Origin of the sequence: Zhouia spongiae, from assembly GCF_022760175.1 — a bacterium.
Taxonomy (GTDB): domain Bacteria; phylum Bacteroidota; class Bacteroidia; order Flavobacteriales; family Flavobacteriaceae; genus Zhouia; species Zhouia spongiae.
Genome location: NZ_CP094326.1, coordinates 3,880,973 through 3,907,270, shown reverse-complemented (window position 1 = coordinate 3,907,270; position 26,298 = coordinate 3,880,973). Strand labels below are relative to the sequence as shown.

General features: G+C 38.4%; 20 protein-coding genes and 2 tRNA genes. 11 read left to right on the top strand and 11 right to left on the bottom strand.

From position 1 onward, the window contains the following. Positions 1 to 13: 13 nt before the first annotated feature. Positions 14 to 1,363 carry a TlpA family protein disulfide reductase gene (locus MQE36_RS16345; protein WP_242937041.1) on the bottom strand — a complete coding sequence of 450 codons (1,350 nt, stop codon included), beginning with the start codon at positions 1,361 to 1,363 and terminating at the stop codon, positions 14 to 16. Between the two features lie 124 nt (positions 1,364 to 1,487). Here MQE36_RS16345 and hutH point away from each other — a divergent pair, with 124 nt between their 5' ends. Next, positions 1,488 to 2,999, top strand: a complete 1,512-nt coding sequence (gene hutH, locus MQE36_RS16340) for a histidine ammonia-lyase (RefSeq protein ID WP_242937040.1) — start codon at positions 1,488 to 1,490, stop codon at positions 2,997 to 2,999. Here hutH and MQE36_RS16335 read toward each other — a convergent pair. The 4 genes from MQE36_RS16335 to MQE36_RS16320 all read right to left on the bottom strand — a co-directional run bounded on the left by MQE36_RS16335 (position 2,968) and on the right by MQE36_RS16320 (position 7,959). Then, entirely contained in the window at positions 2,968 to 3,360 is a 393-nt protein-coding gene (locus MQE36_RS16335; RefSeq protein WP_242937039.1) for a hypothetical protein, read from the bottom strand. The two genes, hutH and MQE36_RS16335, sit on opposite strands and share 32 nt — an antisense overlap. A 79-nt stretch (positions 3,361 to 3,439) precedes the next feature. Beyond that, entirely contained in the window at positions 3,440 to 3,823 is a 384-nt protein-coding gene (locus tag MQE36_RS16330) for an STAS/SEC14 domain-containing protein (protein ID WP_242937038.1), read from the bottom strand. Between the two features lie 72 nt (positions 3,824 to 3,895). Next, entirely contained in the window at positions 3,896 to 5,281 is a 1,386-nt protein-coding gene (rimK, locus tag MQE36_RS16325; protein ID WP_242937037.1) for a 30S ribosomal protein S6--L-glutamate ligase, read from the bottom strand. A gap of 122 nt (positions 5,282 to 5,403) precedes the next feature. Next, positions 5,404 to 7,959, bottom strand: a complete 2,556-nt coding sequence (locus tag MQE36_RS16320; RefSeq protein ID WP_242937036.1) for an ATP-dependent Clp protease ATP-binding subunit — start codon at positions 7,957 to 7,959, stop codon at positions 5,404 to 5,406. A 261-nt stretch (positions 7,960 to 8,220) separates the two neighbouring features. Between MQE36_RS16320 and gyrA the strand changes: the two genes are divergently transcribed. After that, on the top strand, positions 8,221 to 10,761 hold the full coding sequence (gyrA, locus tag MQE36_RS16315) for a DNA gyrase subunit A (protein ID WP_242937035.1): 2,541 nt from the start codon (positions 8,221 to 8,223) through the stop codon (positions 10,759 to 10,761). A 113-nt stretch (positions 10,762 to 10,874) separates the two neighbouring features. After that, complete coding sequence (locus tag MQE36_RS16310) at positions 10,875 to 12,155, top strand: tetratricopeptide repeat protein (protein ID WP_242937034.1); 1,281 nt, start codon at positions 10,875 to 10,877, stop codon at positions 12,153 to 12,155. A gap of 74 nt (positions 12,156 to 12,229) precedes the next feature. On the opposite strand, the gene MQE36_RS16305 is transcribed toward MQE36_RS16310, so the two are convergent. Together MQE36_RS16305 and MQE36_RS16300 are read right to left on the bottom strand one after the other, a co-directional pair. Further along, entirely contained in the window at positions 12,230 to 12,982 is a 753-nt protein-coding gene (locus MQE36_RS16305; RefSeq protein ID WP_242937033.1) for a C40 family peptidase, read from the bottom strand. Positions 12,983 to 13,071: 89 nt separating this feature from the next. Beyond that, positions 13,072 to 14,250, bottom strand: coding sequence for an acetyl-CoA C-acyltransferase (locus MQE36_RS16300; protein WP_242937032.1), 1,179 nt, complete (start codon positions 14,248 to 14,250; stop codon positions 13,072 to 13,074). A gap of 174 nt (positions 14,251 to 14,424) precedes the next feature. On the opposite strand from MQE36_RS16300, the gene MQE36_RS16295 reads away from it, so the two are divergent. The 3 genes from MQE36_RS16295 (at position 14,425) to MQE36_RS16285 (ending at position 16,843) form a co-directional block, all read left to right on the top strand. After that, the gene (locus MQE36_RS16295; protein ID WP_242937031.1) at positions 14,425 to 16,473 is read left to right on the top strand and encodes an HD family phosphohydrolase; all 2,049 of its coding nucleotides are present in this window, start codon (positions 14,425 to 14,427) and stop codon (positions 16,471 to 16,473) included. A gap of 142 nt (positions 16,474 to 16,615) precedes the next feature. Next, positions 16,616 to 16,699, top strand: a tRNA-Ser gene (locus MQE36_RS16290). A 69-nt stretch (positions 16,700 to 16,768) separates the two neighbouring features. Then, positions 16,769 to 16,843: transfer RNA gene (locus MQE36_RS16285), tRNA-Pro, on the top strand. A gap of 124 nt (positions 16,844 to 16,967) precedes the next feature. On the opposite strand, the gene MQE36_RS16280 is transcribed toward MQE36_RS16285, so the two are convergent. The 3 genes from MQE36_RS16280 to MQE36_RS16270 all read right to left on the bottom strand — a co-directional run bounded on the left by MQE36_RS16280 (position 16,968) and on the right by MQE36_RS16270 (position 20,885). After that, positions 16,968 to 17,954 carry an ISAon1 family transposase gene (locus MQE36_RS16280; protein ID WP_242937030.1) on the bottom strand — a complete coding sequence of 329 codons (987 nt, stop codon included), beginning with the start codon at positions 17,952 to 17,954 and terminating at the stop codon, positions 16,968 to 16,970. Continuing rightward, positions 17,935 to 18,294, bottom strand: coding sequence for an ISAon1 family transposase N-terminal region protein (locus MQE36_RS16275; protein ID WP_242937029.1), 360 nt, complete (start codon positions 18,292 to 18,294; stop codon positions 17,935 to 17,937). The genes MQE36_RS16280 and MQE36_RS16275 overlap by 20 nt, the downstream gene beginning before the upstream one ends. A 170-nt stretch (positions 18,295 to 18,464) precedes the next feature. Next, a complete protein-coding gene (locus tag MQE36_RS16270; RefSeq protein WP_242937028.1) occupies positions 18,465 to 20,885 on the bottom strand; it encodes a bifunctional aminotransferase class I/II-fold pyridoxal phosphate-dependent enzyme/GNAT family N-acetyltransferase in 2,421 nt (806 codons plus the stop codon). 430 nt (positions 20,886 to 21,315) lie between these two features. On the opposite strand from MQE36_RS16270, the gene MQE36_RS16265 reads away from it, so the two are divergent. From MQE36_RS16265 to MQE36_RS16245, 5 genes are all read left to right on the top strand, one after another. Continuing rightward, positions 21,316 to 21,684: a DUF7793 family protein gene (locus MQE36_RS16265; RefSeq protein WP_242937027.1), complete on the top strand. Its 369-nt coding sequence runs from the start codon at positions 21,316 to 21,318 to the stop codon at positions 21,682 to 21,684. Positions 21,685 to 21,860: 176 nt separating this feature from the next. Beyond that, positions 21,861 to 22,814, top strand: coding sequence for a helix-turn-helix transcriptional regulator (locus tag MQE36_RS16260; RefSeq protein ID WP_242937026.1), 954 nt, complete (start codon positions 21,861 to 21,863; stop codon positions 22,812 to 22,814). 112 nt (positions 22,815 to 22,926) lie between these two features. Continuing rightward, positions 22,927 to 23,367 carry a MauE/DoxX family redox-associated membrane protein gene (locus tag MQE36_RS16255; RefSeq protein WP_242937025.1) on the top strand — a complete coding sequence of 147 codons (441 nt, stop codon included), beginning with the start codon at positions 22,927 to 22,929 and terminating at the stop codon, positions 23,365 to 23,367. A gap of 1 nt (position 23,368) precedes the next feature. Further along, positions 23,369 to 24,445, top strand: coding sequence for a hypothetical protein (locus MQE36_RS16250; protein WP_242937024.1), 1,077 nt, complete (start codon positions 23,369 to 23,371; stop codon positions 24,443 to 24,445). A gap of 102 nt (positions 24,446 to 24,547) precedes the next feature. Then, positions 24,548 to 24,796, top strand: coding sequence for a DUF6520 family protein (locus MQE36_RS16245; RefSeq protein WP_242937023.1), 249 nt, complete (start codon positions 24,548 to 24,550; stop codon positions 24,794 to 24,796). An 84-nt stretch (positions 24,797 to 24,880) separates the two neighbouring features. Here the strand turns inward: MQE36_RS16245 and MQE36_RS16240 are convergent, their stop codons facing one another. Next, positions 24,881 to 26,287 carry a TlpA family protein disulfide reductase gene (locus MQE36_RS16240; RefSeq protein WP_242937022.1) on the bottom strand — a complete coding sequence of 469 codons (1,407 nt, stop codon included), beginning with the start codon at positions 26,285 to 26,287 and terminating at the stop codon, positions 24,881 to 24,883. Positions 26,288 to 26,298 lie beyond the last annotated feature (11 nt).

Genomic DNA, 26,298 nt, shown 5'->3' with positions numbered 1-26,298 from the left:
GGCTTTTTTTAAATTATAACAGAGAATTTAAAGTCTCTTTAAGTTTTGGATTTGATGGCCTGTCGGCATCTGCAGAAATAATATTTCCGTTCGGATCGATCAGGATAAAACGAGGAATACCGCTAATAGCATAATTTTTAACAAAGTCGGAACTCCAGTCTTTGTCCGCAAAAAGCTGAACACCTTTCAGTTCTTTGTCTGCAACCATTTGTTTCCATTTATCCTTATCTTTTGCTTTATCAACAGAAATGCTTACAAACTCGATGTTCTTATCATGATACTCTTTCTCTATTTCTTTTAGGAAAGGAATTTCTGCTTTACATGGTCCACACCAGGTAGCCCATACATCTACATATACGTATTTACCTTTTAGGTCGGCCAATGATGTAGTTCCGCCGTTGTAGTTCTCGTAAGCCTCAAAAGTAGGAGAAGGGTTTCCTTTGGTCAGCTTTTTAATAGTAGTATATTTAGTTTCCAGTTTTTGCTTGAAATCAGCATCGGTAGAAACTTTCATAATAGCATCATATATTTCTTGAGCATTTTCAGCCGAAGGAGAAATTCTGTATGACAATGATCGGGCAAGATCATTTTTTATGGATTCCCCTGGAATACTGTTCAGGACATCAAAAATACTTGTCGAAGCATCAACTTCAGCTATTTTTTCACCATAATGAGTATTTACCAAATTCTTATAGGTTCCAAAGTTTTTGTAATCTTCTTCGTTGTTGTAATCAAGATCGGAAAGTTCAGCATCAAAACCTTCAGATGGTTTGAAATCCTGGTTTTTAGTCAGGTAGCGGTGAGCGTTTGTGTAAGTAGAAATTTTTGACAAATAATCGTAATTAATGCTCTTTGTCTCCAGTGCCACGAAACTTTCACCCAGATTTTGAGATTCGTTTAAAGCCTTCATCGCCTTGTCCTTGTCTTCCTGGATTTTGTTTTTAAAGGCATCTTCTTCTAGTTTGTATAGCTCCTGAGGAGAAAGGGATTCTTTTTCCTGTATTAAAAGTTTGTTTGCCAGAAAATTACTGTTTTCAGCACCGGTTCCTGTATATTTGATGGTTTCATCAAACTGTTCGGTGTTCAGCGAGATGTTAAGGTTATAACCGGGCTCCAGATAGACTGCTGTTGATTCTCTTCCTTCAGCAAGTGTGTAATAGCCGGGACTTACTCTTAAAGTGTCTGCGAAACTGCCATCTTCTTTTAGGGCTATTTTTTGGGTAAAGTCATTCCCTCTTATGATTATTTCTTTCCCTGTTGCATTGTCTATTTTTCCTTGAACTAAAGTATAATCAACTTTCTGTTCCTTTTGACAGCTGATTATTGTGGCTGCAATAATAGCTGAAAATAAAATTTTCTTCATTTTTAGGATTTAATTAGTTTTTTGGTAAATGTAATAATATTCTGCTGAGAAAAAAATAATTGAATTTCGACTTGTTTAATTTATTGTGAATACTGAATTTTGAGGCATCAATATTCTGTGAAAAATGAAAAAAACACATTACATAAGCGCCGATATTTTTGATCTTCAAAAAATAATGGAAATAACAGCGGATGATTTAAATCTGAAGTTATCTGATGAGGCGCGATTAAATATTGAAAAATGCAGATCGTATCTGGATGAAAAACTAGCATCATCGAATAGTCCTTTCTATGGCATAAATACAGGGTTTGGCTCATTGTGCAATGTGAAAATCTCTGGTGAACATTTAAGCCAGTTACAGGAAAACCTGGTTATGTCGCATGCCTGTGGTACTGGAGACAAGGTGCCTTTGGATGTTGTTAAACTGATGTTGCTTTTAAAGATTCAATCATTAAGTTACGGTCATAGTGGTGTGCAGTTACAAACTGTAGAACGATTGATAGCATTTTATAATAATGATATTATTCCGGTAGTATATACACAGGGCTCTTTAGGGGCATCCGGAGACCTTGCACCTTTGGCACACCTGGCACTTCCCCTTATAGGTAAAGGAGAAGTATATCATGAAGGGGCTATAAAAAAGAGTAGTGAAGTTTTAGGGCAGTTTAATTGGGAACCTGTTCAGTTGAAAGCCAAGGAAGGCCTGGCTTTGTTGAATGGTACCCAATTTATGAGTGCTTATGGGGTGTATTGTGTTCTAAAGGGCTATAAGTTATCGTATCTGGCAGACCTGATCGGGGCGTTGTCTTTAGATGCTTTTGATTGCAGGGTGGAACCTTTTAATAGATTGATACATTTAATAAGGCCGCATAGAGGACAGGTGAAAACAGCAGAGCGTATATTGGAATTCTTAAATGAAAGTGAGATTGCAGCACAGGAGAAGAAACAGGTTCAGGATCCGTATTCTTTCAGGTGTATACCTCAGGTACACGGAGCTTCAAAAGATACCCTTGCTTTTGTTAGGAAAGTTTTTAAAACCGAAATGAACTCTGTTACGGATAATCCAAATATTTTTTCAGAAGAGGATGAGATCATTTCTGGGGGAAACTTCCATGGACAGCCCTTGGCCCTGGCATTGGATTATTTAGGGATTGCTATGGCCGAACTTGGCAATATCTCGGAAAGAAGAACATATCAGTTGATATCTGGCCAACGGGGATTGCCGGCATTTTTAGTCAATGATCCGGGATTGAATTCCGGCCTGATGATTCCGCAGTATACAGCAGCGAGCATAGTCAGTCAGAATAAGCAGCTGGCTTCGCCGGCCAGTGTAGACAGTATTGTGTCTTCTAACGGGCAGGAAGACCATGTGAGTATGGGTGCGAATGCAGCAACCAAGTGTATTAAGATTGTAGATAACCTGGAAAGAATATTGGCCATTGAACTTTTAAATGCATCACAGGCGATAGCGTTTAAAAGACCGTTACAATCTTCTAAGATGGTTGAAGAGCTAATGTCAGCATACAGAACTCAGGTGTCATTTATCAAGAAAGACCGAATCTTACATGACGATATTGAAAAGTCGGTTGAGTTTATTAATAATTTCAGGCTGACTGGTACGATGTTGAATGATTAGCTAATTGTCTTTCCATCCAGACAGTAGCTTTTTCTAATGAATCAAAGAGTTTAAAAGGTTTGTTGAAAAACATCTTTTCGACTGCTGCGCTCATTTTTTGAGCAGGATTTTGAATGACAATGGCAATTGCTACCAGATTTGGGGCAATCTTGGTTACTTCATAGGCCTGAGGATCCAGTGAATATGAGTTTACCCGGTTCGATATATATCCAAAAGGTTTTTTTCCAAAAGCTTCAAGAGAGTACTGGTAGAGTGTGAGAACCTGATCTCGTTTGAATATTTCTCCTTCATTCATTATTCCTACAGCATAATTATTATAAATAGCGACCTCTCCAAAATCAAAAACTAATTTCTTAACCATAAGTACGGGGGATGTAAATTATGGCACAAAATTAAACTGATGTTATGCTAATGTAAAAAATAAGCTATCAAATACATGATTATCCGATGATTAACTCGGCCCAATTTGTGGCGTCTTTTATGGTTTCAAAAAGCATCATCGGCTTGCCGAAGAAAAGCCGTTCGATGTTTAAATTGTTACGATCGATTTTTTTCTCAGAAACAATAGCTATTGCCCTGAGTGTAGAAATGTGGGTAACTTCAGTATATATGGTCGGGTCTACGGAGTAAGAGTTTTGCCTGCATGTAATGTATACAAAATCTTTTGATTTGAAGTGTTTGTCTACAATATAAGTGAGTTCGGAAGTGTTGTTTAGATTCAATGTGATTCCTTCATTGATTCTGGCGATCATATACGAATCATATACCTCGGCAGAACCTATGCTCAGATTGTAAACCGCTTCTGGTGCATTTTCTCTTTCCATGTTTGGTTGGTTAATTTGGTATTACAAATATACAAATACAAAATATATTTGAAGAGAAAGGTTATCTGTCAATTAGGAATTTACATCTTTTTTCCAGTCTAAATGCTTTTCAATTGATTTGATCATTATTGATGCGATATCCTTTTCAGTAGCGGCTTCAATACCTTCCAGTCCGGGAGATGAATTAACTTCCAGAAGCAACGGGCCCTTGGATGACCGGATGATATCTACTCCGGCGACGTGTAATCCCATAGCTTTGGTTGCCTTTATAGCCAGTTTGCGTTCTTCAGCTGTGATCTTAACTGATGAGGTAATACCACCCAGATGAACATTGGCCCTGAATTCGCCCGGGGGTGCTGTTCGTTGCATCGATGCTACCACTTTGCCGTCGATGACAAAGCACCTGATGTCCTTCCCGTTGGCTTCTTTGATAAATTCCTGCACCAGTATGTTGGCATTCAAGCTTTTAAAGGCATTGATAACACTTTCGGCTGCTTTCTTGGTTTCGGCAAGTACTACGCCTTTCCCTTGTGTTCCTTCCAGTAACTTAATAATCAGAGGCGATCCTCCAACCATTTTTATAAGATCATTGGTGTCCAGCGGAGAATTGGCAAAACCGGTAGTGGGGATGTCTATACCGTTATTCAATAATAGCTGAAGGGAGTAAAGTTTGTCTCGTGATTTACTGATGGCTGAAGCTTTGTTTAAACACAGCACACCCAGGTTTTCAAATTGAGTAGTAAGAGCACATCCATAATAAGTCAGACTCGGGCGGATACGTGGGATTATAGCATCTAAATCGTTTAGGATTTGTCCTCCCCTGTAATGAATTTCCGGAGTTTCAGCATTCAGTTTTATATAGCATTGCCTTATGTTGTAGAAGTCTACGGTATGTCCGAGCCTTTCCGCGGCCTCCATGATCCGTCTGTTGCTGTATAGGTTCGGGTTACTGGCTAAAAGCCCTATTCTTAGTCCTGTTTTTTCAGAAGTATTAGAATTGTATGCCTTGTCTATTTCTTCATCACTCATTTCACCAAGAAGAAAGCCCTGTTCCGGATCAACAAGCATGCGCCCCATCATAGCTTCACGTCCTAATAACATACGGTATCCCATTGAATCACGATTGGTCAGGGTGACTTCTATATCAGTACTGAAATCCTGAGATCTGAGGGTTGTTCTGATAACAAAGCGGTTCTCTTTGTTTCCTGTTGAGCTTTTTATGATCCGTTTGTCAATAACCTTGGCCGTACATTGTATATGCTTTTTACCGTTGTACTGAATGGGGAACATATCAAAAGACACCCAAGTCTCATGTCCCTTTTTGTAGGGTTCTATATTTACGGCATGGAGAGAAGATGTTTTTGCACCGCTATCAATACGTGCTTTTACTGCCGGTATACCGAGGTCTGGTAATGAAAACCATTCTTCACTACCTACTATTATTTTTTCGCTTAACATGATTAGTCTTTAGAATTACGAATTTATAAAAGAAAGCTGTATTTATTTTAATTTCCATTAAAATAAAAAACAAAAAAAGCGCATCAGGATCCTGATGCGCTTTTTTATGGTATAAAGTTTTTTTAAGATTCAGATTCTGTCGGCTTTTCCGATTTTTCGATCTTTATTGTAAGTTCGTCTTTCTTTGTGTCCAAATCCATAAAAATGCTGTCGCCTTCCTCAAGTTTCGAAGCAATGATCTCTTCTGCCAGGGTGTCTTCAATATACTTCTGGATAGCACGTTTTAAAGGACGCGCTCCGTATTGCTTGTCAAAACCTTTGTCGGCGATATAATCCTTGGCTTTATCGCTGAGACTTAGGTTATACCCGAGATCTTTGATCCTCGCATATAATTTCAGCAATTCAATATCGATAATTTTGTGAATATCTTCTTTTTCAAGAGGATTGAAGACTACGACATCATCTACCCTGTTCAGGAATTCAGGGGCAAAGGCTTTTTTAAGTGCATTTTCAATAACGCCTCTTGCATGTTCATTAGCCTGGGCCATTTTAGCCGAAGTACCAAATCCCACCCCTTGTCCGAAGTCTTTTAATTGACGGGCTCCGATGTTAGAGGTCATTATGATAATGGTATTTCTAAAATCGATCTTACGGCCTAGGCTGTCTGTTAAGGCACCGTCATCTAGTACCTGTAAAAGCATATTGAATACATCCGGGTGTGCTTTTTCAACTTCGTCAAGGAGTATCACGGCATAGGGCTTTCTTCTTACTTTTTCGGTAAGCTGGCCTCCTTCTTCATAACCGACATACCCCGGAGGTGCCCCGATTAATCTGGAAACGGCAAATTTCTCCATGTATTCACTCATGTCGATCCTTATCAGTGAATCTTCCGAGTCAAACAGTTGTGCAGCCAGAACCTTGGCCAGTTGTGTTTTGCCGACCCCGGTCTGTCCCAGAAAAATAAACGAACCTATAGGTTTGTTAGGATCCTTCAGGCCGGCCCTGTTACGTTGGATGGCTTTAACGACCTTGCTGACGGCTTCGTCTTGCCCGATGACTTTACCTTTTATCAGTTCAGGCAATTTGGCAAGCTTAGCGCTTTCAGCCTGAGCTATTCTGTTAACAGGAATACCACTCATCATGGAAACTACGTCGGCCACATTTTCTTCTGAGACCGTTTCTTTGTGAAGTTTACTTTCTTCTTCCCATTTCTCTTGTGCTACTTGAAGCTCTTTTTCTATTCGTTTTTCATCATCCCTGAGCTTGGCAGCTTCTTCATACTTTTGCTTTTTAACAACGGAGTTTTTGAGTTCTTTTACCTCTTCCAATTGTTTTTCAAGATCGAGAATTTGCTTGGGAACTTCCATATTGGTAATGTGAACACGCGATCCGGCTTCATCCAAAGCATCGATAGCCTTGTCTGGTAAAAACCGATCCGTCAGGTATCGGTTTGTCAGTTTCACACATGCTTTTATGGCTTCGTCTGTATATAGTACATTATGGTGCTCCTCGTATTTTTCTTTGATGTTGTTAAGGATTTCAATCGTTTCCTCAACTGAAGTAGGCTCTACCATTACTTTTTGGAACCTGCGCTCCAGGGCACCATCTTTTTCAATGTATTGCCTGTATTCGTCGAGCGTAGTGGCCCCTATACATTGAATTTCTCCTCTGGCCAGGGCAGGTTTGAACATATTGGAAGCATCCAGGCTTCCTGTAGCTCCTCCTGCACCGACAATGGTATGGATTTCGTCAATGAATAAAATGATGTCGTCATTTTTTTCTAATTCATTCATAACCGCTTTCATCCGTTCTTCAAATTGCCCCCTGTATTTTGTTCCCGCTACAAGCGATGCAAGATCGAGGGTAACAACTCTTTTATTATAGAGTACACGTGAGACCTTTCTTTTTACAATACGAAGTGCCAGTCCTTCGGCAATAGCACTTTTACCAACCCCGGGTTCTCCGATCAGGAGCGGATTGTTTTTCTTTCTTCTGCTAAGAATTTGAGAAACACGTTCGATCTCTTTTTGTCTGCCCACTACCGGGTCTAACTTGTCTTCTTCGGCAAGTTGCGTTAAGTCGCGGCCAAAGTTATCGAGAACCGGTGTTTTGGACTTTTTATTGGATTTTGCCCCTCCCGGATTGTTGAAAGGGTTGTCTCTTGAGTCTTCAGCAGAGCCCGGATCGTCTGAATACGATTCGGCTGAAGGAGTGTCTATATAATCGTCGTCGCTTATTATCATCTGTTTAAATTGATCTTTTACCCCGTCGTAATCTACTAGTAGTTTATTGAGCAGTTTAGTAGTGGGGTCGTTTTCGTTTCTTAAAATACACAATAAAAGGTGAGCGGTATTTATGGAAGAACTTTGAAATAATTTGGCTTCTAAGAAAGTGGTTTTCAGGGCCCTTTCCGCCTGTCGTGTTAAATGAAGGTTCTTCTTAAAATTGGGGGAAGCTCCGACATTTGGATTTGCCGGACTTAATATCTCAACTTTACGTCTTAAATGATCTAGGTCTATATTTAAGGCATTAAGAATATTTATGGCTTTCCCGCTACCGTCTCTCAATAAACCAAGCACAAGATGTTCCGTACCTATAAAGTCGTGCCCTAAACGAAGCGCCTCTTCTTTACTGTAAGTGATCACATCTTTTACCCTTGGTGAAAAATTGTCATCCATAATTCTTTCTCCTTTACTTCATTAAAAATAATTAAAACTACAGTAAAACGGCAAAAACCATACCTGTTTAGTAGTAGTCATAGCTAATAGACGAAAAAATAATTCAAAATCAAAGAAAATTAACGACATCTTATCAACTTTGAAGGCGTGTTTTTTTGTTAATAAAATATATAAAAAAGGTAAGCCGTAATCGCTTTCGTACTGTATAAAATGCGTATATTGGCTCGATTTGTAAACTATCAAAAATAAAAACAAATTAATATGGCAGAAGGAGAAAAACTGATTCCTATTAATATTGAAGATGAAATGAAATCGGCTTACATCGATTATTCGATGTCGGTCATTGTGTCACGTGCGTTACCTGATGTAAGGGACGGACTGAAGCCGGTTCACAGAAGGGTATTGTTTGGGATGCACGAATTAGGGGTAAGATCTAATACAGCATATAAAAAATCAGCAAGAATTGTCGGTGAGGTTTTAGGTAAGTATCACCCTCACGGAGATTCATCGGTATATGATACGATGGTTAGGATGGCGCAGCATTGGAGTTTGCGGTATATGCTTGTAGACGGACAAGGTAACTTCGGGTCTGTTGACGGTGATAGCCCGGCGGCGATGCGTTATACCGAGGCCAGAATGCGTAAGATATCCGAAGACATGTTGGCAGATATCGATAAAGAGACCGTAGACCACCAGTTAAACTTCGATGATACGTTACAGGAGCCAAAAGTGCTTCCGACGAGGATCCCTAATTTATTGGTAAACGGTGCATCAGGGATAGCCGTGGGGATGGCGACAAATATGCCTCCGCACAATTTGTCTGAAGTTATTGACGGAACGATTGCTTTTATCGATGATAAAGATATAGAGGTAGAAGGCCTGATGGAGTATATCAAAGCTCCTGATTTTCCTACTGGAGGTATTATTTATGGTTACGACGGGGTCAGGGAGGCTTTTAAGACCGGTAGGGGCCGCGTTGTACTCAGAGCCAAGGCAGAGATTGAAGAAGTGAATGGCAGGGAGTGTATTATCGTAACTGAGATTCCATACCAGGTCAATAAGGCGGAAATGATAAAAAAGACTGCCGATCTTGTCAATGAAAAGCGAATTGAGGGTATTTCGAATATCCGGGACGAATCGGACAGAAAAGGGATGCGTATCGTTTATGTGTTAAAGCGTGATGCCGTGCCAAATATAGTCCTGAATACCTTGTTCAAGTACACTGCATTGCAATCTTCGTTTAGTGTCAATAATATAGCATTGGTGAATGGACGTCCTCAGATGTTAAATCTGAAAGACCTTATAAAGCACTTCGTTGATCATCGTCATGAGGTTGTTGTTCGCAGAACTGAATATGAGTTGCGCAAAGCAGAAGAAAGGGCTCATATTTTAGAGGGGTTGATCATTGCTTCAGATAATATAGATGAGGTTATTAGTATTATAAGAAGTTCTTCGAATGCTGATGAAGCACGTCAGAAGTTGATAGAGCGTTTTAAACTTTCTGAAATTCAGGCTCGTGCTATTGTCGAAATGCGATTAAGGCAACTTACAGGTCTTGAACAGGATAAACTGCGGGCTGAGTATGAAGATATCAAGAAGTTGATAGAAGATTTAAAAGATATCTTAGCCAGGGAAGAGCGTAGAATGGATGTGATTAAAGAAGAGCTTATCGAAGTAAGAGAAAAATACGGAGACGAGCGTCGTTCTGAAATTAACTATGCCGGAGGAAACTTTAGCATTGAAGATATGATTGCTGATGAGCAAGTGGTGATAACTATTTCTCATGCAGGATATATTAAGCGTACGCCGCTTTCTGAATATAAAACCCAGAACAGAGGAGGGGTAGGCCAAAAAGGATCTTCTACCAGAAATGAAGATTTCCTGGAGCATTTGTTTGTGGGAACCAACCACCAATATATGCTGTTCTTTACCCAGAAAGGAAAATGTTTCTGGTTACGTGTATTTGAAATTCCGGAAGGCACCAAAATTTCTAAGGGTAGAGCTATCCAGAACCTGATCAATATTGAACAGGACGATAAGGTGAAGGCCTTTATCTGTACGAAAGACCTGAAGGATGAAGACTATATCAATAGCCACTATGTCATTATGGCAACTAAAATGGGTATTGTAAAGAAAACATCTCTGGAGCAGTATTCGCGTCCGCGTCAAAATGGAATTAATGCGATTACCATTCGGGAAGAGGATGAATTACTGGAAGCAAAATTAACTACCGGAAACAGCCAGATTATGCTGGCAACCAGATCAGGAAAAGCGATCCGCTTTGAAGAAAGTAAGACACGCCCAATGGGAAGAAATGCATCAGGTGTTAGAGGTATTACGCTGGCGGATGATAAAGATGAGGTAATCGGAATGATTTCTGTTCATAATATGGAGGAGAATATTTTGGTCGTTTCAGAGAATGGTTACGGAAAACGTACCTACCTGGATGATCCTGAAGATGGAGAGGCTGTGTATCGAATTACCAACAGAGGAGGAAAAGGTGTAAAAACCATGTCTATTACCGATAAAACGGGTGAATTGGTAGCAATTAAGAATGTTTCAGATGAAGATGACCTGATGATTATTAACAAATCGGGTTTAACGATTCGTATGGCAGTAGAAGACCTTCGGGTAATGGGGAGAGCAACGCAGGGGGTTCGTTTGATAAATATAAAAGGAAACGATTCCATTGCTGCCGTAGCCAAGGTAATGAAAGAAGAAGAAGATCTTCAGGACATCAATGACATTGAAGTAGAAGAGAATGGAGCGGGAGTTGACGACGGGTCGACCAACGAATCATAATCTAGATTATCGTTATTTTTGTAAGAGATCATTTTTTTTAATCCATATGGTATTTTAAATCGTACATATTTTAAACTAAGTTATAACTTAAAAGAATAGAAAATTTTAAACTGATGAAAAAACAAGTTTTAGTTGCTTCAGCGTTATTAATAACTGCTTTTTCTTTTGCACAAAAGAATGAATTGAAAGAGGCAGATAAAGCATTGAGCGGTGGAGATGTAACAGGAGCAAAGGCTGCAATCGAAGCGGCAAGTCCTTTAATCGCTAATGCTGATGATAAGTATAAAGCCCAATTTTATTTTCTAAAGGGAAAAACGTATTTCGATATGGCCCAAAAGGGAATGGAAGCCATTAACTCTTTTAAGACATCACAGGAGGCATTTGATCAACTGATAGAATTTGAGAAGTCTACAAAACAGAAATATACAGAAGAGGCAAAGCAGGTAATGGCTCAGATGGCTGGTGCATTGGTGAACTCAGCCGTAGCTGATAATGAGAAGAAAGAATATTCTGATGCTGCTCAAAAGTTGAATATGGCTTATTTGCTGGATAAAGAGAATAATGTAGATTACCTTTACTATGCGGCTTCCAGTGCTGTTAACGGAAGTGATTATGATACGGCATTGGATTATTACGGTCAGTTAAAGGATCTGGGATATACAGGAGTCTCTACGCAATATGTAGCTACGAATGTTGAAACTGGAGAAGAGGAAGTATTTAGCAGTAAGCAACAACGTGACTTAATGGTTAAAGCAAAATCGCATAAAGATCCTGCTGAAAAAGTAACGGAATCAAGATTGCCAGAAATCGTTAAGAATATTGCCCTGATATATACTCAAAAAGGTGATACTGAAAAAGCTATTGAGGCCATTAAGGATGCCCGTGCAGCCAACCCTGAAGATATTAACCTCTTACTAACAGAGGCTAACTTATATATTAAGTTAGATGATAAAGTAAAATTTCAGACCTTAATGGAGGAGGCTATTCAAAAAGATCCTAACAACTCTTCATTATATTATAACCTTGGAGTTATTACTGCTGAGCAGGGAGATGCAGCCAAGGCAAAAGAATACTATGAGAAATCGTTGGCTTTAGATCCGGATAATGAGAATACCAATTTAAATATGGCCTCTTTAATATTGGCTGGAGAGCAAGATATTGTTGACCAGATGAACAATTTGGGAACTTCTTCAGCAGATAATAAGAAGTATGATGAGTTGAAAAAGAAGAGAGAAGATATACATAGATCATCTATTCCTTATCTGACTAAAGTTTTGGAGGTTAATCCTGAAAATCCTGATGCGATCAGGACGCTAATGAATATTTACAGAGGTTTGGGTGATTCTGCAAAATACAAAGAACTACAATCAAGACTCGATGCGATTCAGCAGTAGATTCGGACATCGTACTTATAAAAAGGCCTCGAATTTTTCGAGGCCTTTTTATTTACGATTTTTTCAATAATAAACTAAATGATTTTTTTGATGACCCTTAGTTTGTGAGAGTGCTTCCTGGTGTCTACATTGAAGATGCCGGAATGATCGATGCGGTCTATTCTGACCTTTCCATGTGCATGGATGATGTAGTTGTCCGACATCATGATTCCGACATGAACAATATTGCCTTCTTCATTATCGAAAAAAGCCAGATCGCCGGGTTCTGATTCTTCGATAAAACTCAAGGCTTCCCCTTGTTCGGCTTGTTGTGAAGCATCCCGAAAGAGTTTATATCCGTTTAATTTATAGACCATTTGTGTAAAACCGGAGCAATCAATGCCAAATGGCGTTTTTCCACCCCACATATATGGAGCGTTTAAATACATATAGGCAGTTTCGATTATTTTATTCTTGGGTTGTTTAGTGCCCAAAATGCTCCCGTCGTAGGAAAAACCTAAGAGAGGGTTCCCGCTAATATTAGAGCCTAAAGGTATGGTTAAAAGTTCCTGGGTATTATCATTGGTGACAAATTCAACTAAATCGCCGGATAATTCAGGTACTTGTTTATCTATAGTCTTGTATTGTTCTTCGGTAATAAATAAAAACTGTTTATTATCTATCCAGCCTTCATATCTGTCAAAAGCCAGGCGTATTCTGCTCCATTTTTTTCTGTGTTCTAAAACTTTAAAGTACTCTCCGTAAAGTACCTGTGAGATTAATTCACTTTTATCGCTTACTTCAGAGCGTAATGGGACAATACTTAAATGACAAATTCCGAATTGCATTAATATTTTAGTCTATATTACTATATAAAAAGGACCCGATAAAGCTAAATTTTTTCTAGAACTTAATCGGGTCTTTAAGAGTTTATTTATTAACTTCTTTTAATGACCATGGCTGAAGCTCCGCCTCCGCCATTACATATGGCAGCAGCTCCAATTTTAGCGTCATTTTGTTCCAATACATTCATTAGTGTGATCAATATTCTAACTCCGGAACAACCAAGTGGATGACCTAAGGAAACAGCTCCACCATTAACATTTACTTTGTCGTCTGAAAGCTCCAGTATTTTCATGTTGGCCAATCCGACAACCGAAAAAGCCTCATTAAACTCAAAGTAATCGACATCTTTTATGCCGATTCCGGCTTTGTTCAAAGCTTTAGGGAGCGCTTTGGCAGGAGCGGTGGTAAACCATTTAGGTTCTTGTGCAGCATCTGCATAGCTCAATATAGTGGCTAATGGATTTAATCCTAATTCTTTTGCTTTTTCTTCGCTCATTAAAACAACAGCACCGGCACCATCATTAATAGTAGAGGCATTAGCGGCAGTTACCGTTCCTTCTTTGGTGAATGCCGGACGTAGTCTGGAGACTTTGTCTAAGAATACATTTTTGAACTCTTCATCTTCCTTGACAATCAATGGTTCTCCTTTTCTTTGTGGTACTTCAACAGGCACCACCTCATTTTCAAATTTACCTTCACTCCACGCAGCGGCAGAACGCTTGTACGATTGTATTGCAAATGCATCTTGTTCTTCTCTGCTGATATTGTACTCGGTTGCACAATCGTCGGCACATACCCCCATTGCATTTTTATCATACGCATCGACCAAACCGTCTTTTTGCATACCATCTTCGAGAGAAGCCGGACCAAACTTGGTTCCTTTTCGCATATGTACGTAATGAGGTATTGAACTCATATTTTCCATGCCTCCGGCTACTACGATGTCTGCATCTCCCAACGCAATGGCTTGCGCTCCTTGCATAACGGCTTTCATCCCGCTTGAACAGACTTTATTTACAGTTGTACATGGCACCGTATCAGGAATACCGGCATAAATGGCAGCTTGCCTGGCAGGGGCTTGACCTACTCCGGCCTGTACGACATTACCCATTAATACTTCATCAACTGAAGCAGGATCTAACTTTATTTTCTCTAAGGCTCCCTTTATGGCAATAGCACCTAACCTTGGAGCGGGAATACCGGATAAAGCACCCATAAAACTACCAATCGGTGTTCTTGCAGCGGAAACAATAACTACTTTTTTAGACATTTTGTTAGTTTTTAGTATTTGCGAATTTAGTTATTTTGAAAAGATAATCATAGGGGCAGATCGATTTTAAGAATACACCATACTTTTATATTTATCGGTTTATTTACGGGTTGCCAACAGTAAAAAGAGGTTTGTACAAATATTTTATGTAGGTTTGAATATCAATTATACCCAATGAAACAGTTTTTAAGTAAAATATATAAGAACCAGTCTAACATTTACAAGGTTTCATTGTTTCTTCTTGCTATTACTTTAATCATATATCTTTTTCCCAAGGGAGGGAAGTTTAAATATGATTTTCAGAAAGGTAAAATCTGGCAATATGAAACGCTTTATGCTCCATTCGATTTTGCAGTGTATAAAACTGATGAGGAGTTCAATGCAGAAAAAGACTCACTTAAAAGCAAGCATATAAATTTCTACAGGGTTGATTCAAAAATACAGGAAAATGTTATTGAGCAATATAAAAGTAAATTCGCTATATATTTTCCGGACTCTCTGTATAGTGGAGCAATTAAAGAAAGACTATATGAGGTAGGCGCAGACATCCTGAATCAGATCTACAATAAGGGGATTGTGCAGGCAGAGCAGGATAATGTACCGGGAGACGTGGTTAATCTGGTAAAAGGAAATGAACAAACTTCCGTGTTTTTTGGTGATTTAATTCAACTAAGTCAGCTACAGCATAAAATTTCATCAATTTTAGGCAGCAAAAATGCATCTCAATATGCAGGCACGTTCTACAATTTATTTTTTGATGATATAAAACCGAATGTTTTTTACGACGAATCACTAACAAATAAAGTTTTAGAAGAAGAGCTAAAGTCTATAGTTGGAACCAGGGGACATGTAGAAAAAGGCAAGCGAATTATAGCGAAGGGTGAAGTGATAGAAGGGGAGCGTTATAACATGCTGTATTCACTGCGAAAAGAATACGAATCGCAGTTGTGGAGCGAAAGTAACTATAACTGGATTCTGTTTGGCTATATTCTTTTGGTTTCTATTACTTTCCTGATGTTGGTGCTCTTTTTATATAAATACAGGCCCCTGGTGTATTTAAACAACAACAAGGTTACATTTATAGTATTCAACGTATTGTTGATGATCTTTCTGACAACTGTGGCACTTAAATACAATGCGGCGTTTATATATGTGGTTCCCATGTGTATATTGCCATTGATCCTAAAAGCCTTTTTTGATCCGCGTTTAGGACTATTCGCACACGTTATCACAGTACTCCTGTTAGGTTTTATCGTTCCGAATGCATTTGAATATGTTTTTCTTCAGATTATTGCCGGTATTATAACTATTCAGACCATTACTAATTTGCATAAAAGAGCTAATCTTTTTATTTCGGTAGCCCAAATAACACTCATATATATTTTAGGCTATTTTGGTCTGTATATTATTCAGGAGGGACATATCAAAAATATAGAGTGGCAAACCTTTGGTATTTTTATTTTAAATGGCTTGGCTACTTTAGCAGCATTTCCTTTGATTTACATATATGAAAAGCTTTTTGGCCTGGTGTCTGATGTTTCTTTACTGGAACTTACCGATACTAATTCACCTTTATTAAAGGAGCTGGCTGAAAAAGCACCCGGTACCTTTCATCATTCATTACAAGTGGCTAATTTGGCTGAGGCAGTAGCTAACGAGATAGGAGCTAATGCCATGTTAGTGAGGGTAGGGGCCTTATATCACGATGTAGGGAAGATGAATAATCCGATGTATTTCACGGAGAATCAGACAACCAGTGTGAACCCGCATGATGAGCTGTCACCGAAAGAAAGTGCTCAAGTAATCATCGATCATGTAATAGATGGCATTGAAATCGCCAAGAAAAATAAATTGCCGGACCGAATCATTGATTTTATACGTACACATCACGGTACATCACTTGTATATTATTTCTATATGAAGGAGAAAGAGTCTGCCGAGGATGCGAATCCCGATGATTTCAGATATCCCGGTCCGATCCCTTTTTCCAAGGAAACAGCCATTTTAATGATGACCGACTCGGTTGAAGCTGCTTCCAAAAGTTTAAAAAACCCTACGTTTTCTGTTATTGACGGGTTTGTGGAGCGGATTATTAACAAACAGATAGAAGAAGATCAGTTTATAAATGCGAACATAACTTTTAAAGAGATACAGGTGATAAAGAAGGTGCTGAAACAGAAACTAACAAATATCTATCATTTACGTGTAGAGTATCCCGAATAATATCTGATTGATCGTGAAGATGTTATTAAGGAAGGGACTAAAAAAAGCATAAAAAATATAAAAAAATGTTGCGTTCTATAACTCTAACCACTACATTTGCATCCGCATTTCAGAAGTGCATAACGATCATAAATAAATTTTTGGAGAGGTGCCAGAGTGGTAATGGAGCAGATTGCTAATCTGTCAACGCGTAAGTGTTGCCAGGGTTCGAATCCCTGTCTCTCCGCTTTTTTATTTTCAGGGTGTAGCGTTTCGACAAGTTCGAGATAAACTACACGACAAGATTATGATTTTTCGGGGTGTAGCGTAGCCCGGTTATCGCGCCTCGTTTGGGACGAGGAGGTCGCAGGTTCGAATCCTGCCACCCCGACAGATAAGGTGTTAAAAGAAATTCTTTTAATACATAAATAATTAAAAACCAGTAAGATATATTTTTACTGGTTTTTTTGTACCCGTTTAAAAGCATATTCATGGATCATACCCAATTGTTGTGTTTATGCAAAAATTGTAGTTAATCTATAAAGGAAGAATTCTACATTTTTCACTCCTCTAAACTGTGCTCTGAACGCTTTTATTTTAGCATTGAAAGCTTCAGCCGAAGCATTGGTGCTCCTGTTTATAAAATAATTCAAGATCGATTTATAGTTCATAGTTATCGTATTAGCTATGGTGTTGAAAGCTTTAAACCCTGTTTGTTCTACATCCTTATACCAGTGTGCTAACTTGGTGTAAGCAGTTTGTATAGAGGTAGCTGTATTGAATATGTTTCTTAATCCTTGTACTAAATCATATGCTTTTTTGATGTCGGGGTATTGTTCAAAGAGGATTTTGGATCGTATGTGTTGATTTTGTGTCCAATTGTTGGGTGCTTTATAGAGTAGATACCTACTTCTAGCCAAGAGTTGTTTTCTGGTATCCCCATTAGGAAAGGTTTTTGGAATGAACACTTTTTGTGTACTCTTACTTTGTTTAATTTGTTCATTTTCTAGGTCAATAGCTTCCCATCGATGTTTGATTCTAATATCTTGTAGTGCTTCTAGGGCTAGTTTTTGTACATGAAATCGATCTGTTACCTGTATGGCTTTAGGGAAGCATTTTTTGACAATCATTTTCATTGAATGTGCCATATCCAAAGTAATCTCTTTTACCTTATCTCTAAGTGTCTTCGGGATTTTAAGCAGTTGTTCTATAATAGGTTCAGCTTTGGTTCCCGTAAGTATAGCTACAATAGCACCTTTCTTACCTTTAGCTTTTTTATTAGTAATAATAGTGTAGAGTTCTCCTTTGGATAGAGCAGTCTCATCAATAGATAAATACTTACCCATATTCTCAGGAAAGATTAACCAGTCTTTAGCGTGGGGCTTATCTTTCCACTCTTTAAAATCACTTAGATAATCTCGATAGTGTCGTTGTAACTTCTTGCCTTTAACTCCATAAAACCCACCTATGGTGTGGCAATCATTAGTCTTGGTACTGACCAAGTGCTTTTAAAAAAGCATCGAACTCTACGGTCATACGAGTTCCCTGCGCTACCAAATTCCAATTTCGATGCACGACTTGCCCTGTGGTTTTGTCTAGCCATCGACGGCGCTTGATATGTAAATAAACATGCTTGCCACGAACAGGGAAATCCTGAATGGTGATTGCTTTATGAAAACCGTGTGAAATAAGTATCTCAGAGGAAAGTTCTTTTGGAATATCATTCTTCTCCTCAAAATAAAGATGAAGAACATCTTTGTTTATTTCATGCTTAGCAATATCGAAATGAGTAATTAATAGTTCAGGTAAGAGAACCTTTAGTAAGTCAATGTATGGATCCAATAAAGTCAGTTTTTAAAACAAAGATCATACTATAAATTCAATTTACACACAACTTTTGAGATTGATCCAGAATCAAGGTGTAGAACAAGAGTATGTGGTTTGATATAAAAATGAAATTCAGTTAAGTTTATTCTAAAGATTAATGCCTCGGGGCTTGCCCCGAGGATTATTTACTTATTTTCCATTATATCCAGCATTTCCATGGTGTAATTGTCACGGGCTTGTATATAGGCCACTTTAGGGATTACATCGGCTCCGATCTTTTTCTTCTCAAAGGCTGCCGTCAGACCAAAATCAATTTTTTTAAACCCTAATTCTCCCGCTCTTTTTACTGTCTGAAAAAGGAGTTGCCGGTACACTTGATGTTCTTTGGCATACGTATAATCCATACCGACAAAAGCGGGAACATAGGATAAGGAAGGGTTTTTATAACAAAACATCACTCCAACTATCTGGCCTTTGGTTGTCTTGGTGTATTTCCCTTTTAATTCCAATAGGATAAATTCCCAATTCGGATGTCTAGACATGTTCTGCATGATTTTCTGCGGGAAAGCAAAGGTGTTCAGTCCCAGATTGTTCTTGCGTACATTCTCAAAAAGCTGATAACAGTCAGACAGTTGTTCTTTTTTTAATGAATCAGTTATGGTGATATTAAAATGACCCGTGAATGGTTTAATATCTTTTCGATAATGCTTCCGTGATCTGGTCGACAACCTTCCTGTATAATCTTGTACACCTTTCCACGAGAGGTTTTTAATCATACAAGCATCAGGCATGGAGATTTTTACAAAGCCATGATTGTGAAAAAATTCATTGAGTTTGGATTCTTCTTTAAAATCCCGTAAAACAACCATTGAAGGTTGTAGTTTACGATCCAAAAGTTCTATTTGATGGAAAAATAGATGTAAGGCCGTTGGCCATAAAGGATGAGTCATATCGAGAAATAAATGATCTCCTTCGGTAAACAAGCTTCCCATACTCAACACAGGTGAGGTCAAATAATAAGGATCTTTTGCCCTAAGGTTTTCTAACTTTTCAGAAACCGATACCGGAGCCAGCATATCCTCTTTCCAAAGGCCATAGGTGAAAAAGGTAGTCAGGACAGGTCTGTAAAGGACATCCCGGATGATAATATAATAAAAGTCCCAATTCTCTTCCGGTAGGGCATTATTAGTAAATGTATCTTCTAAAAACTGTAATTCTTCCCAATCAAATGCCCCTTGCTTTCCGAGCAGCTTATCCCATTCATCTTTATCAATTTTCGAAATATTTCGTTCTACTTGTATTTGAAACCCGTCAGGAATCTCCAATAGCTTATTGTTGTGTTTTACATTCAGGTTAAAAGCCCTGCATACTTTATCATAAGTGGTATAGGTTGCCTCAAGCGCTTTCGGGTAATGATACTCCATAGCCTGTACCAATGCTTTGATTTCTTCCGGCTGATTATGTCTGGAAATGGTAATGCGAACTCCTGTGTTTTTTACCGGGACTGCCGGAAAAATGCCCAGATTGACAAAAAAACCTTCCTTCATCAGGCGGTTTACAAAATTATATCCGGTAATGGGCATCCCCGTTCCGATGTAAAACACCGGTGAATTGTTCCGGTCAATTAAAGGTAAGTCTGTTTTTTTTAACGATGAATTGAACAGTTCTATCCGTTCTAATAGCTCATATTGTAAGGTATAGATTTCCGTTGATAGGTGTATATCAGCTGAGGCAATAGCTGCAGCTATCGAAGCAGGATCTAATTGTGCTGAAAAAGTGAGTGGTCCTCCAAAAGTTTTTATTTTATGGTACATCTCTTTATCTGGGCACACCAATACGGAGCCGCTGGCACCAAATGTTTTACTGAGCGTGCCAAATAACAGTACATTCTGAGGTAGTGTCTTAATTTTACTCATCACGAAACCGGTACCCTTTTTCCCTGTCCAACTCATTCCGTGGACATCATCAAAATAAAGATGGAGTTGCGGATACTTTTTGCCGAGTTCCATCAGTTCCAAAACAGGAGCTTCATCTCCATACATGGAATACACACCATCGGCCATGTACCAGATGCGTTTATGTTTTGATGAAAATTTTTTAACCTTTTCTTCCAGCATATCCAAATTATTATGCCGGATCATTTCCACAGGTACAGACCTTAACTTCATCGTTTTTGCCGCACTCTGAACACTCCAGTGTACCTGATGGTCAAGAATAATGGCATCGTGGTCGGACACAGCACTGGGAATCACGCCCATATGCCCTAAAGTACTGTTTTTGGTAATGATTACCGGATAACCATACATGGCCTTAATTTTTTCTTCCAGTGTTCGGTACAACGGATGTGATATATAGGTTTTAGAAAGCGGAAACTGCGTTCCGTAATTATACACTGCTTCGGCAGCTGCATTTTTTAATCTCTTGTCCTGTTCCAAACCAAGATAGCCGGTGGTTCCAAAATGAAACAGTTCATTTTGGTGGATGCGTATTTTTCTACCTGTAAATTTTTCTCCTTCTGCGTATAAGTGTAACACTCCTTGCTTTGTAGCATCAGTAAAAACTTCATTTACAGTGTCAAGAAAATTGTTGTGTTTGATCTTAGCCATTTGATACTAGATTTTATGGGTTAAAAAAGGATAACAATGATGGTGTTTATTCGACAATCGAAATTTAATCCCGATATCGTACCGGGATTTACGATGCTTACCCTTGCGAAATATTCCTAACGGAATTTCATGGGGCTTGCGGCGAAATGCTTTGCCCATGTGAAAGCTGGCTCTATCGCTAAAAAGGTACGCTATATCTTTTTTTTACGCTCGGCACTCTCTGAGGTAGTTGATCATTAAACGAGGTTTCAAACTAATTAAAATCAAACATTAAAAACAATTATAACACCCCATCCGAATAAAAAAATCCCTTACAGACCAGAAAAAATCCTTTTCAGACAAGTTTTGTGGTTTACTGGACGGTCCAGAAGACCATTTTAAAAAAAAATTATTAAATTAACTGGTCATATTTCTATTAAGTACCGGTTTGATGAATATTGAAAATGAATTTGCTTCCTTTTGGATAGACAAAGGAATTCTGTTTTTTGTCTATAAAGATGATGTAGACATCCATTTATCAGCTGCTGTACAAATTGTATCTGACCGGTTAAAATTGCAAAGAGGAAAGACCTATCCCGTACTTTGTAATACCAGAGGCGTTAAAGCTATAGATATGGATGCACGAAGGTATTTCGCGAAGGAAGGTTCTGTATTTATTAAGGCTATAGCCCTTGTTTCTGACACTCCATTATCCCGTATACTTTCCGAGACCTATATAAGGGGGAACAGCCCTCCCGTACCTACAGGAATATTTAATAAAGATGCAGAAGCACTGATATTTCTCTCCAAATATGTTTGATAATGTAAACGATAGTTCAATAAAATTATTGTAAGTAACTCATAATCAAAAAGATTCGTATTTTTTGTAATTTTATGCTTCCCCCAAAGCATTCAAATATTTGATCATAAATACTCTACTGAGCAAGTATTGTGTCTTTTAGGTTCCCCGCCCATTAGTAGTAAATGCTATGGCTTATGGATAATCCTGAAAACAAAACACGACTTGAAAAAGTGTACCTGCAACTGTTAGAGATGTACAAAGGTAATTTCTCCTATAGTATTGAACGTTCAGAAAAAAAAGATGAGCTGGAAGCCCTGACAGCTCTGATTAATATGACCACAGAAGAAATCAGGGATTCCTTTTTACATCAGGGGTATGTGAATTTCCATGATTCCTATGCATTGGTCATACAAATACTTTTTATCCTGAATAAGGAATTCCGTATTGAAGAAATCAGCGGAAGTACCAAAAGTTTTTTAGGGTTCAAAGAGAATGATATATGGGGTAAACTTTTTGAGGAGTTCCTCTCAACCGAATCACAAAGAGAATGGGGCACTATAAAAGAAATTATCGATGGGGAATCCATGCAGGAAGCATCCTTACAATTATCTTTTATAACCAATAAAAAGCTTTTATTCCCTGCCTATTGCCGTGTGATCAAATTTTCGCATGGTTCCTTATTTAAGGGAAAAACGATTGTTACTACCTTTGACATGGTTCAGAAAAGAAAGGTGCTTGACATAGAGGTGCAAAAGAGGGTGCTAAACCAATTCGCATCAAAAAGTTCGAAGAAAGATAAGCAAATTTTACATATTTCAGATCTTTCCAAGATCAGGGCGGCCGGCGAATATATCAAGAACCATTTGGATGAGGAATTACCTAGCCTTAAAGAAATGGCACATGATTTTGGCACCAATGAATTTAAACTGAAAAGAGGTTTTAAGGAACTTAACGGCATGACGGTTTTTCAATTTTTAAAGGAAGAACGACTCAGAAAAGCACATGTTCTTGTGGAGTTTTCTGAAAAGTCCTTTAAAGAGATTGCTAAAATGGTTGGGTTTAAAAATGGCACCCATTTTTCCAGAGAATTCAATAAGAGATATGGTTACAGACCCAAAACTTTAAGGTCTACAATTAAAAAATCATAATATTATCCTCCTGATTCATTCACAAAATCCCTTACAGACCACTCTTTATCCCTTAGGGATCATTTCAGCTTTATAATTTTATGTTGTTTAATATCAGTTAAATACAAATGATATGAAATGGTATGAGAAGCATAGAAAAATTATTATTGAAATTATCTGTCTGCTGTTTATTCTATTATTTGTCTATGCAGGGGTAAGTAAATTGACAGACTTTCAGAAATTCAGGATCCAGGTTGGGCAATCACCTCTACTGACTTCGGTGGGGAGATGGATCGTCTGGTTAGTTCCTGTTACCGAACTTATAATCGCATCAATGTTATGTATTCCTAAGTTTCGTTTACAAGCCTTATATGTATCATTTGGTTTAATGGTTGTATTTACTACCTATATCGTAATGATCTTAAAATTCAGTCCTTTTGTGCCTTGTTCCTGTGGCGGAATCCTCGATAAAATGGGATGGACGGAACATCTTATTTTCAATATCGGTTTTGTATTTCTAGCCATGTTTGGAGTACTTATACTGGGTAAAGTTCAATTTGAAAATAGTAAATAAAATGAAAAATGTTCTGATTAAATTATCCGTTTATTTATTTCTTGGGATTACTTCTGTTATTGTACTCTACGGGATTTCTCATAAAATGACGCATAAAAAAAACAGTTTTAACAGATTGTTTCCACCCCATCCGGTCAAAAAGATGAAAAGTTTTGACCTGAAGTTTAATTCCTTTTATTTTGCCGGAACCGGACAGCATGAAGTTTACTTAAGCAATGCCACCGCTACATTATATTTCCTGACTTTGAGACTTACCCCTATTGATACTTCTCATGTTGTACTTAGCGTTGAGCATGATGAGACTAAAAAATTCGCTTCGGATACAAGGGTAGAAGTATTACCGCCTTATTTCTATATTGTGGATGGAGTTACACCACAATTACTACGAGGAACTTTGGGGGATTGGAAGACTAAAAAGTTCATGTATGATAGTGTCTATTTTAGCAAGGCTATTCCAATAGGCGCAAAATCCTTTGCCCTTCGTGCAGTTAGCAGTGCAACAAAGGAATTTGTTTTGGGTAAGTTAGCAGATAATCCGCCTCATATTAAACTGACTCCTGGTATCTTACAAAAACAAATAGACGGGATATTTTGTGTGGACGGTATGTTGCATTATAATAGGGAGCTTGATCAAATCATTTATCTGTATCATTATCGGAACCAGTATATGGTAATGGATACTATTCTTAACTTGCTTAGGACCGGAAAAACAATCGATACCAATAATGTAGCGAAGATCCAAATCTCTGCTCCCAAAGTCGGTCGCCCCAGAAAAATGTCAGCACCTCCTTTTTTGGTCAATAAACAAAGTAGCACCTCCGCAAACTTACTTTTTGTATGTTCCAATTTAATGGCAAAAAATGAAGACAAGAAAAGTTTTAAGGAGTCGTCTGTCATAGATGTTTATGATCTGGAAAAAGATGTTTACGAGTTTAGCTTTTACCTTCCCGATTACAAGGGGTATAAGGTGACCGATTTTAGGGTTGCAGGTAATTATTTAGTAGCCCTGCATAACAGATACTTGGTGGTATACCTCCTGGAACCAAGGAGGTTTGACAATATTTACAGAACAAAATAAGATAATCGAAATGATATTTAAAGAGCTTATTGCAATAAGAACAGGATAACGGCCTATGATCTGTATAAAAGGCCATTTAAGTCTAATTAAATCGTAGAACTCATGAAAAAAATGAAGTTTATATTGCCTGTTGGTGCTTTTATACTGGCAGCAGGTATGGCGTTTGCCTCAGCTACGTTTTCAGAACCGGCCTTAACCGGAAAGTTTATCCAACTGGAAGGGGAATGTAGGGCGGTTCCTGAAGCAGAATGTAACGATCTGGGACAGACCTGTACGTATCAGAGCCAAACTGTCTACGCAATGAAGGTTAGTGCTACTGAATGTTCAGTAGAGCGTAAACATCAACCTTAAGTCAAGTTTATCTTAAGGTGTTAAAACAGGTGGCGGAATTTTCCGCCACCTTTTGATTAGCTAAACCAGATATGAGGACAAAGATTATTTGGAGCCATTGTCTATATTTGATATAGGGTCAGAGATTACCAGTACATTAAAATCCTTGTAGGCTTTTTTGATATCAAAGCCCAGCTTTCTAAGCACCTTTTTTGTGTCTTCAAAGTTAGATAGGTCAACATCCTTAACGGGGATATCAATATTTCCTTCTATACCTGTTTCATCAATAATGGGAAATTCTATGCCGGGTCCAGGGGCAATCATAATAAACAACATTTTTAGGTATTTGGTAAATGGAAGGTTCTGTGCCCCTACGTAAGTAAACTGATCAGTGATCAGCTTGGATGGACCATTTTTGGTTTTTATTTTTTCCTTAACCTGCTCATTTGCTGTTATACACCAGTATGGCAGCATGCGCTTTTCTATCCTGGCCTGGTAACCAAAGTAGTTATCGAGATCATTTTGTATGATCTTCATCAGGGATTTAGGATTTCTTTTATGCTGGGGGACAATCAGGCTGTACCAGTATATGTTTTCAATGGGGATATTATAATTGTACCGAGTAAACGGTCTTTTATTTTTAATGTCGAGGACAAGCTGGTTATAGTTTTCTTCACGGTACCAATCATCATAGTTCCCAAAATACCCGAAATAGGCCAATTTATATAGTTCTTCCAAAGCAGCAACACCTTCCAGTTTTCCTTGCCAATGATACCACTTTACCTTCCTTGTAATGCCCATTGCCAAGGGCATTTCATTTGTATATGGGGTGATTAGGGAACGGTACTGGAAACTGTCACTTTTCCCTCCGTTGCCATCTACCAAAAATGGGTTTTCAGCATCATAGACATCCGGTCGCTGTTTGGACCTCTCGAGACCTTCCATGGAGTAATCAAAAAAGTCAAACTCCTTTCCTGCCAGAAAAGCTTCCAACCGGGTCGAGTCAATATTTGCTGTCACGGCTTGTACTATACCTTTATCATCTATCCATATCAAATGAGGTGCACCTGCTGTTACAAAGCGTTGATATAGATCAATGTCATAGGAGGAAGGTAGTTGTAAATTCTGCATTTTTCTGGTTCTTTCAAATAAAGCCATCAGTGAATCCAGTTCTTCATTTCTATTATATTCACTTTTATTACTTCTGCCCCCTATCATGATAAATTCAACCTTGCCCCTAAATTCTCTGGCTAGCCTATTCATTCGGGAAAAGTTTTTATAAGCCCCGGAACAGAACCGGTGCCAAAAGCATAAAACAACGAACTTCCCTTTTAGGTTGTCAGAAGACACCGTTTTTTGTCGGTAATGTTGAACATTTTCCAAGATAAAATCCGGTACCGGATGGTCTATTTGCACGTTTTCTAAATTTACTTCCTGCCCCCTTATGGGTTGTGCAAAATAGAAGAGAGATAGAAGAAAGACGGTCAATAAAATGCTTCTATATGGTTTCATAGTGTTAAAAG

Excerpts from the sequence above, each read along its gene's own strand:
- rimK (WP_242937037.1), bottom strand. The coding sequence starts at position 5,281 with ATGTTAAGCGAAAAAATAATAGTAGGTAGTGAAGAATGGTTTTCATTA.
- MQE36_RS16310 (WP_242937034.1), top strand. The coding sequence starts at position 10,875 with ATGAAAAAACAAGTTTTAGTTGCTTCAGCGTTATTAATAACTGCTTTT.
- MQE36_RS16330 (WP_242937038.1), bottom strand. The coding sequence starts at position 3,823 with ATGGAAAGAGAAAATGCACCAGAAGCGGTTTACAATCTGAGCATAGGT.
- MQE36_RS16255 (WP_242937025.1), top strand. The coding sequence starts at position 22,927 with ATGAAATGGTATGAGAAGCATAGAAAAATTATTATTGAAATTATCTGT.
- MQE36_RS16305 (WP_242937033.1), bottom strand. The coding sequence starts at position 12,982 with ATGCAATTCGGAATTTGTCATTTAAGTATTGTCCCATTACGCTCTGAA.
- MQE36_RS16320 (WP_242937036.1), bottom strand. The coding sequence starts at position 7,959 with ATGGATGACAATTTTTCACCAAGGGTAAAAGATGTGATCACTTACAGT.
- MQE36_RS16300 (WP_242937032.1), bottom strand. The coding sequence starts at position 14,250 with ATGTCTAAAAAAGTAGTTATTGTTTCCGCTGCAAGAACACCGATTGGT.
- MQE36_RS16265 (WP_242937027.1), top strand. The coding sequence starts at position 21,316 with ATGAATATTGAAAATGAATTTGCTTCCTTTTGGATAGACAAAGGAATT.
- MQE36_RS16345 (WP_242937041.1), bottom strand. The coding sequence starts at position 1,363 with ATGAAGAAAATTTTATTTTCAGCTATTATTGCAGCCACAATAATCAGC.
- MQE36_RS16250 (WP_242937024.1), top strand. The coding sequence starts at position 23,369 with ATGAAAAATGTTCTGATTAAATTATCCGTTTATTTATTTCTTGGGATT.
- MQE36_RS16270 (WP_242937028.1), bottom strand. The coding sequence starts at position 20,885 with ATGGCTAAGATCAAACACAACAATTTTCTTGACACTGTAAATGAAGTT.
- MQE36_RS16295 (WP_242937031.1), top strand. The coding sequence starts at position 14,425 with ATGAAACAGTTTTTAAGTAAAATATATAAGAACCAGTCTAACATTTAC.
- MQE36_RS16260 (WP_242937026.1), top strand. The coding sequence starts at position 21,861 with ATGGATAATCCTGAAAACAAAACACGACTTGAAAAAGTGTACCTGCAA.
- MQE36_RS16240 (WP_242937022.1), bottom strand. The coding sequence starts at position 26,287 with ATGAAACCATATAGAAGCATTTTATTGACCGTCTTTCTTCTATCTCTC.
- gyrA (WP_242937035.1), top strand. The coding sequence starts at position 8,221 with ATGGCAGAAGGAGAAAAACTGATTCCTATTAATATTGAAGATGAAATG.
- MQE36_RS16245 (WP_242937023.1), top strand. The coding sequence starts at position 24,548 with ATGAAAAAAATGAAGTTTATATTGCCTGTTGGTGCTTTTATACTGGCA.
- hutH (WP_242937040.1), top strand. The coding sequence starts at position 1,488 with ATGAAAAAAACACATTACATAAGCGCCGATATTTTTGATCTTCAAAAA.
- MQE36_RS16335 (WP_242937039.1), bottom strand. The coding sequence starts at position 3,360 with ATGGTTAAGAAATTAGTTTTTGATTTTGGAGAGGTCGCTATTTATAAT.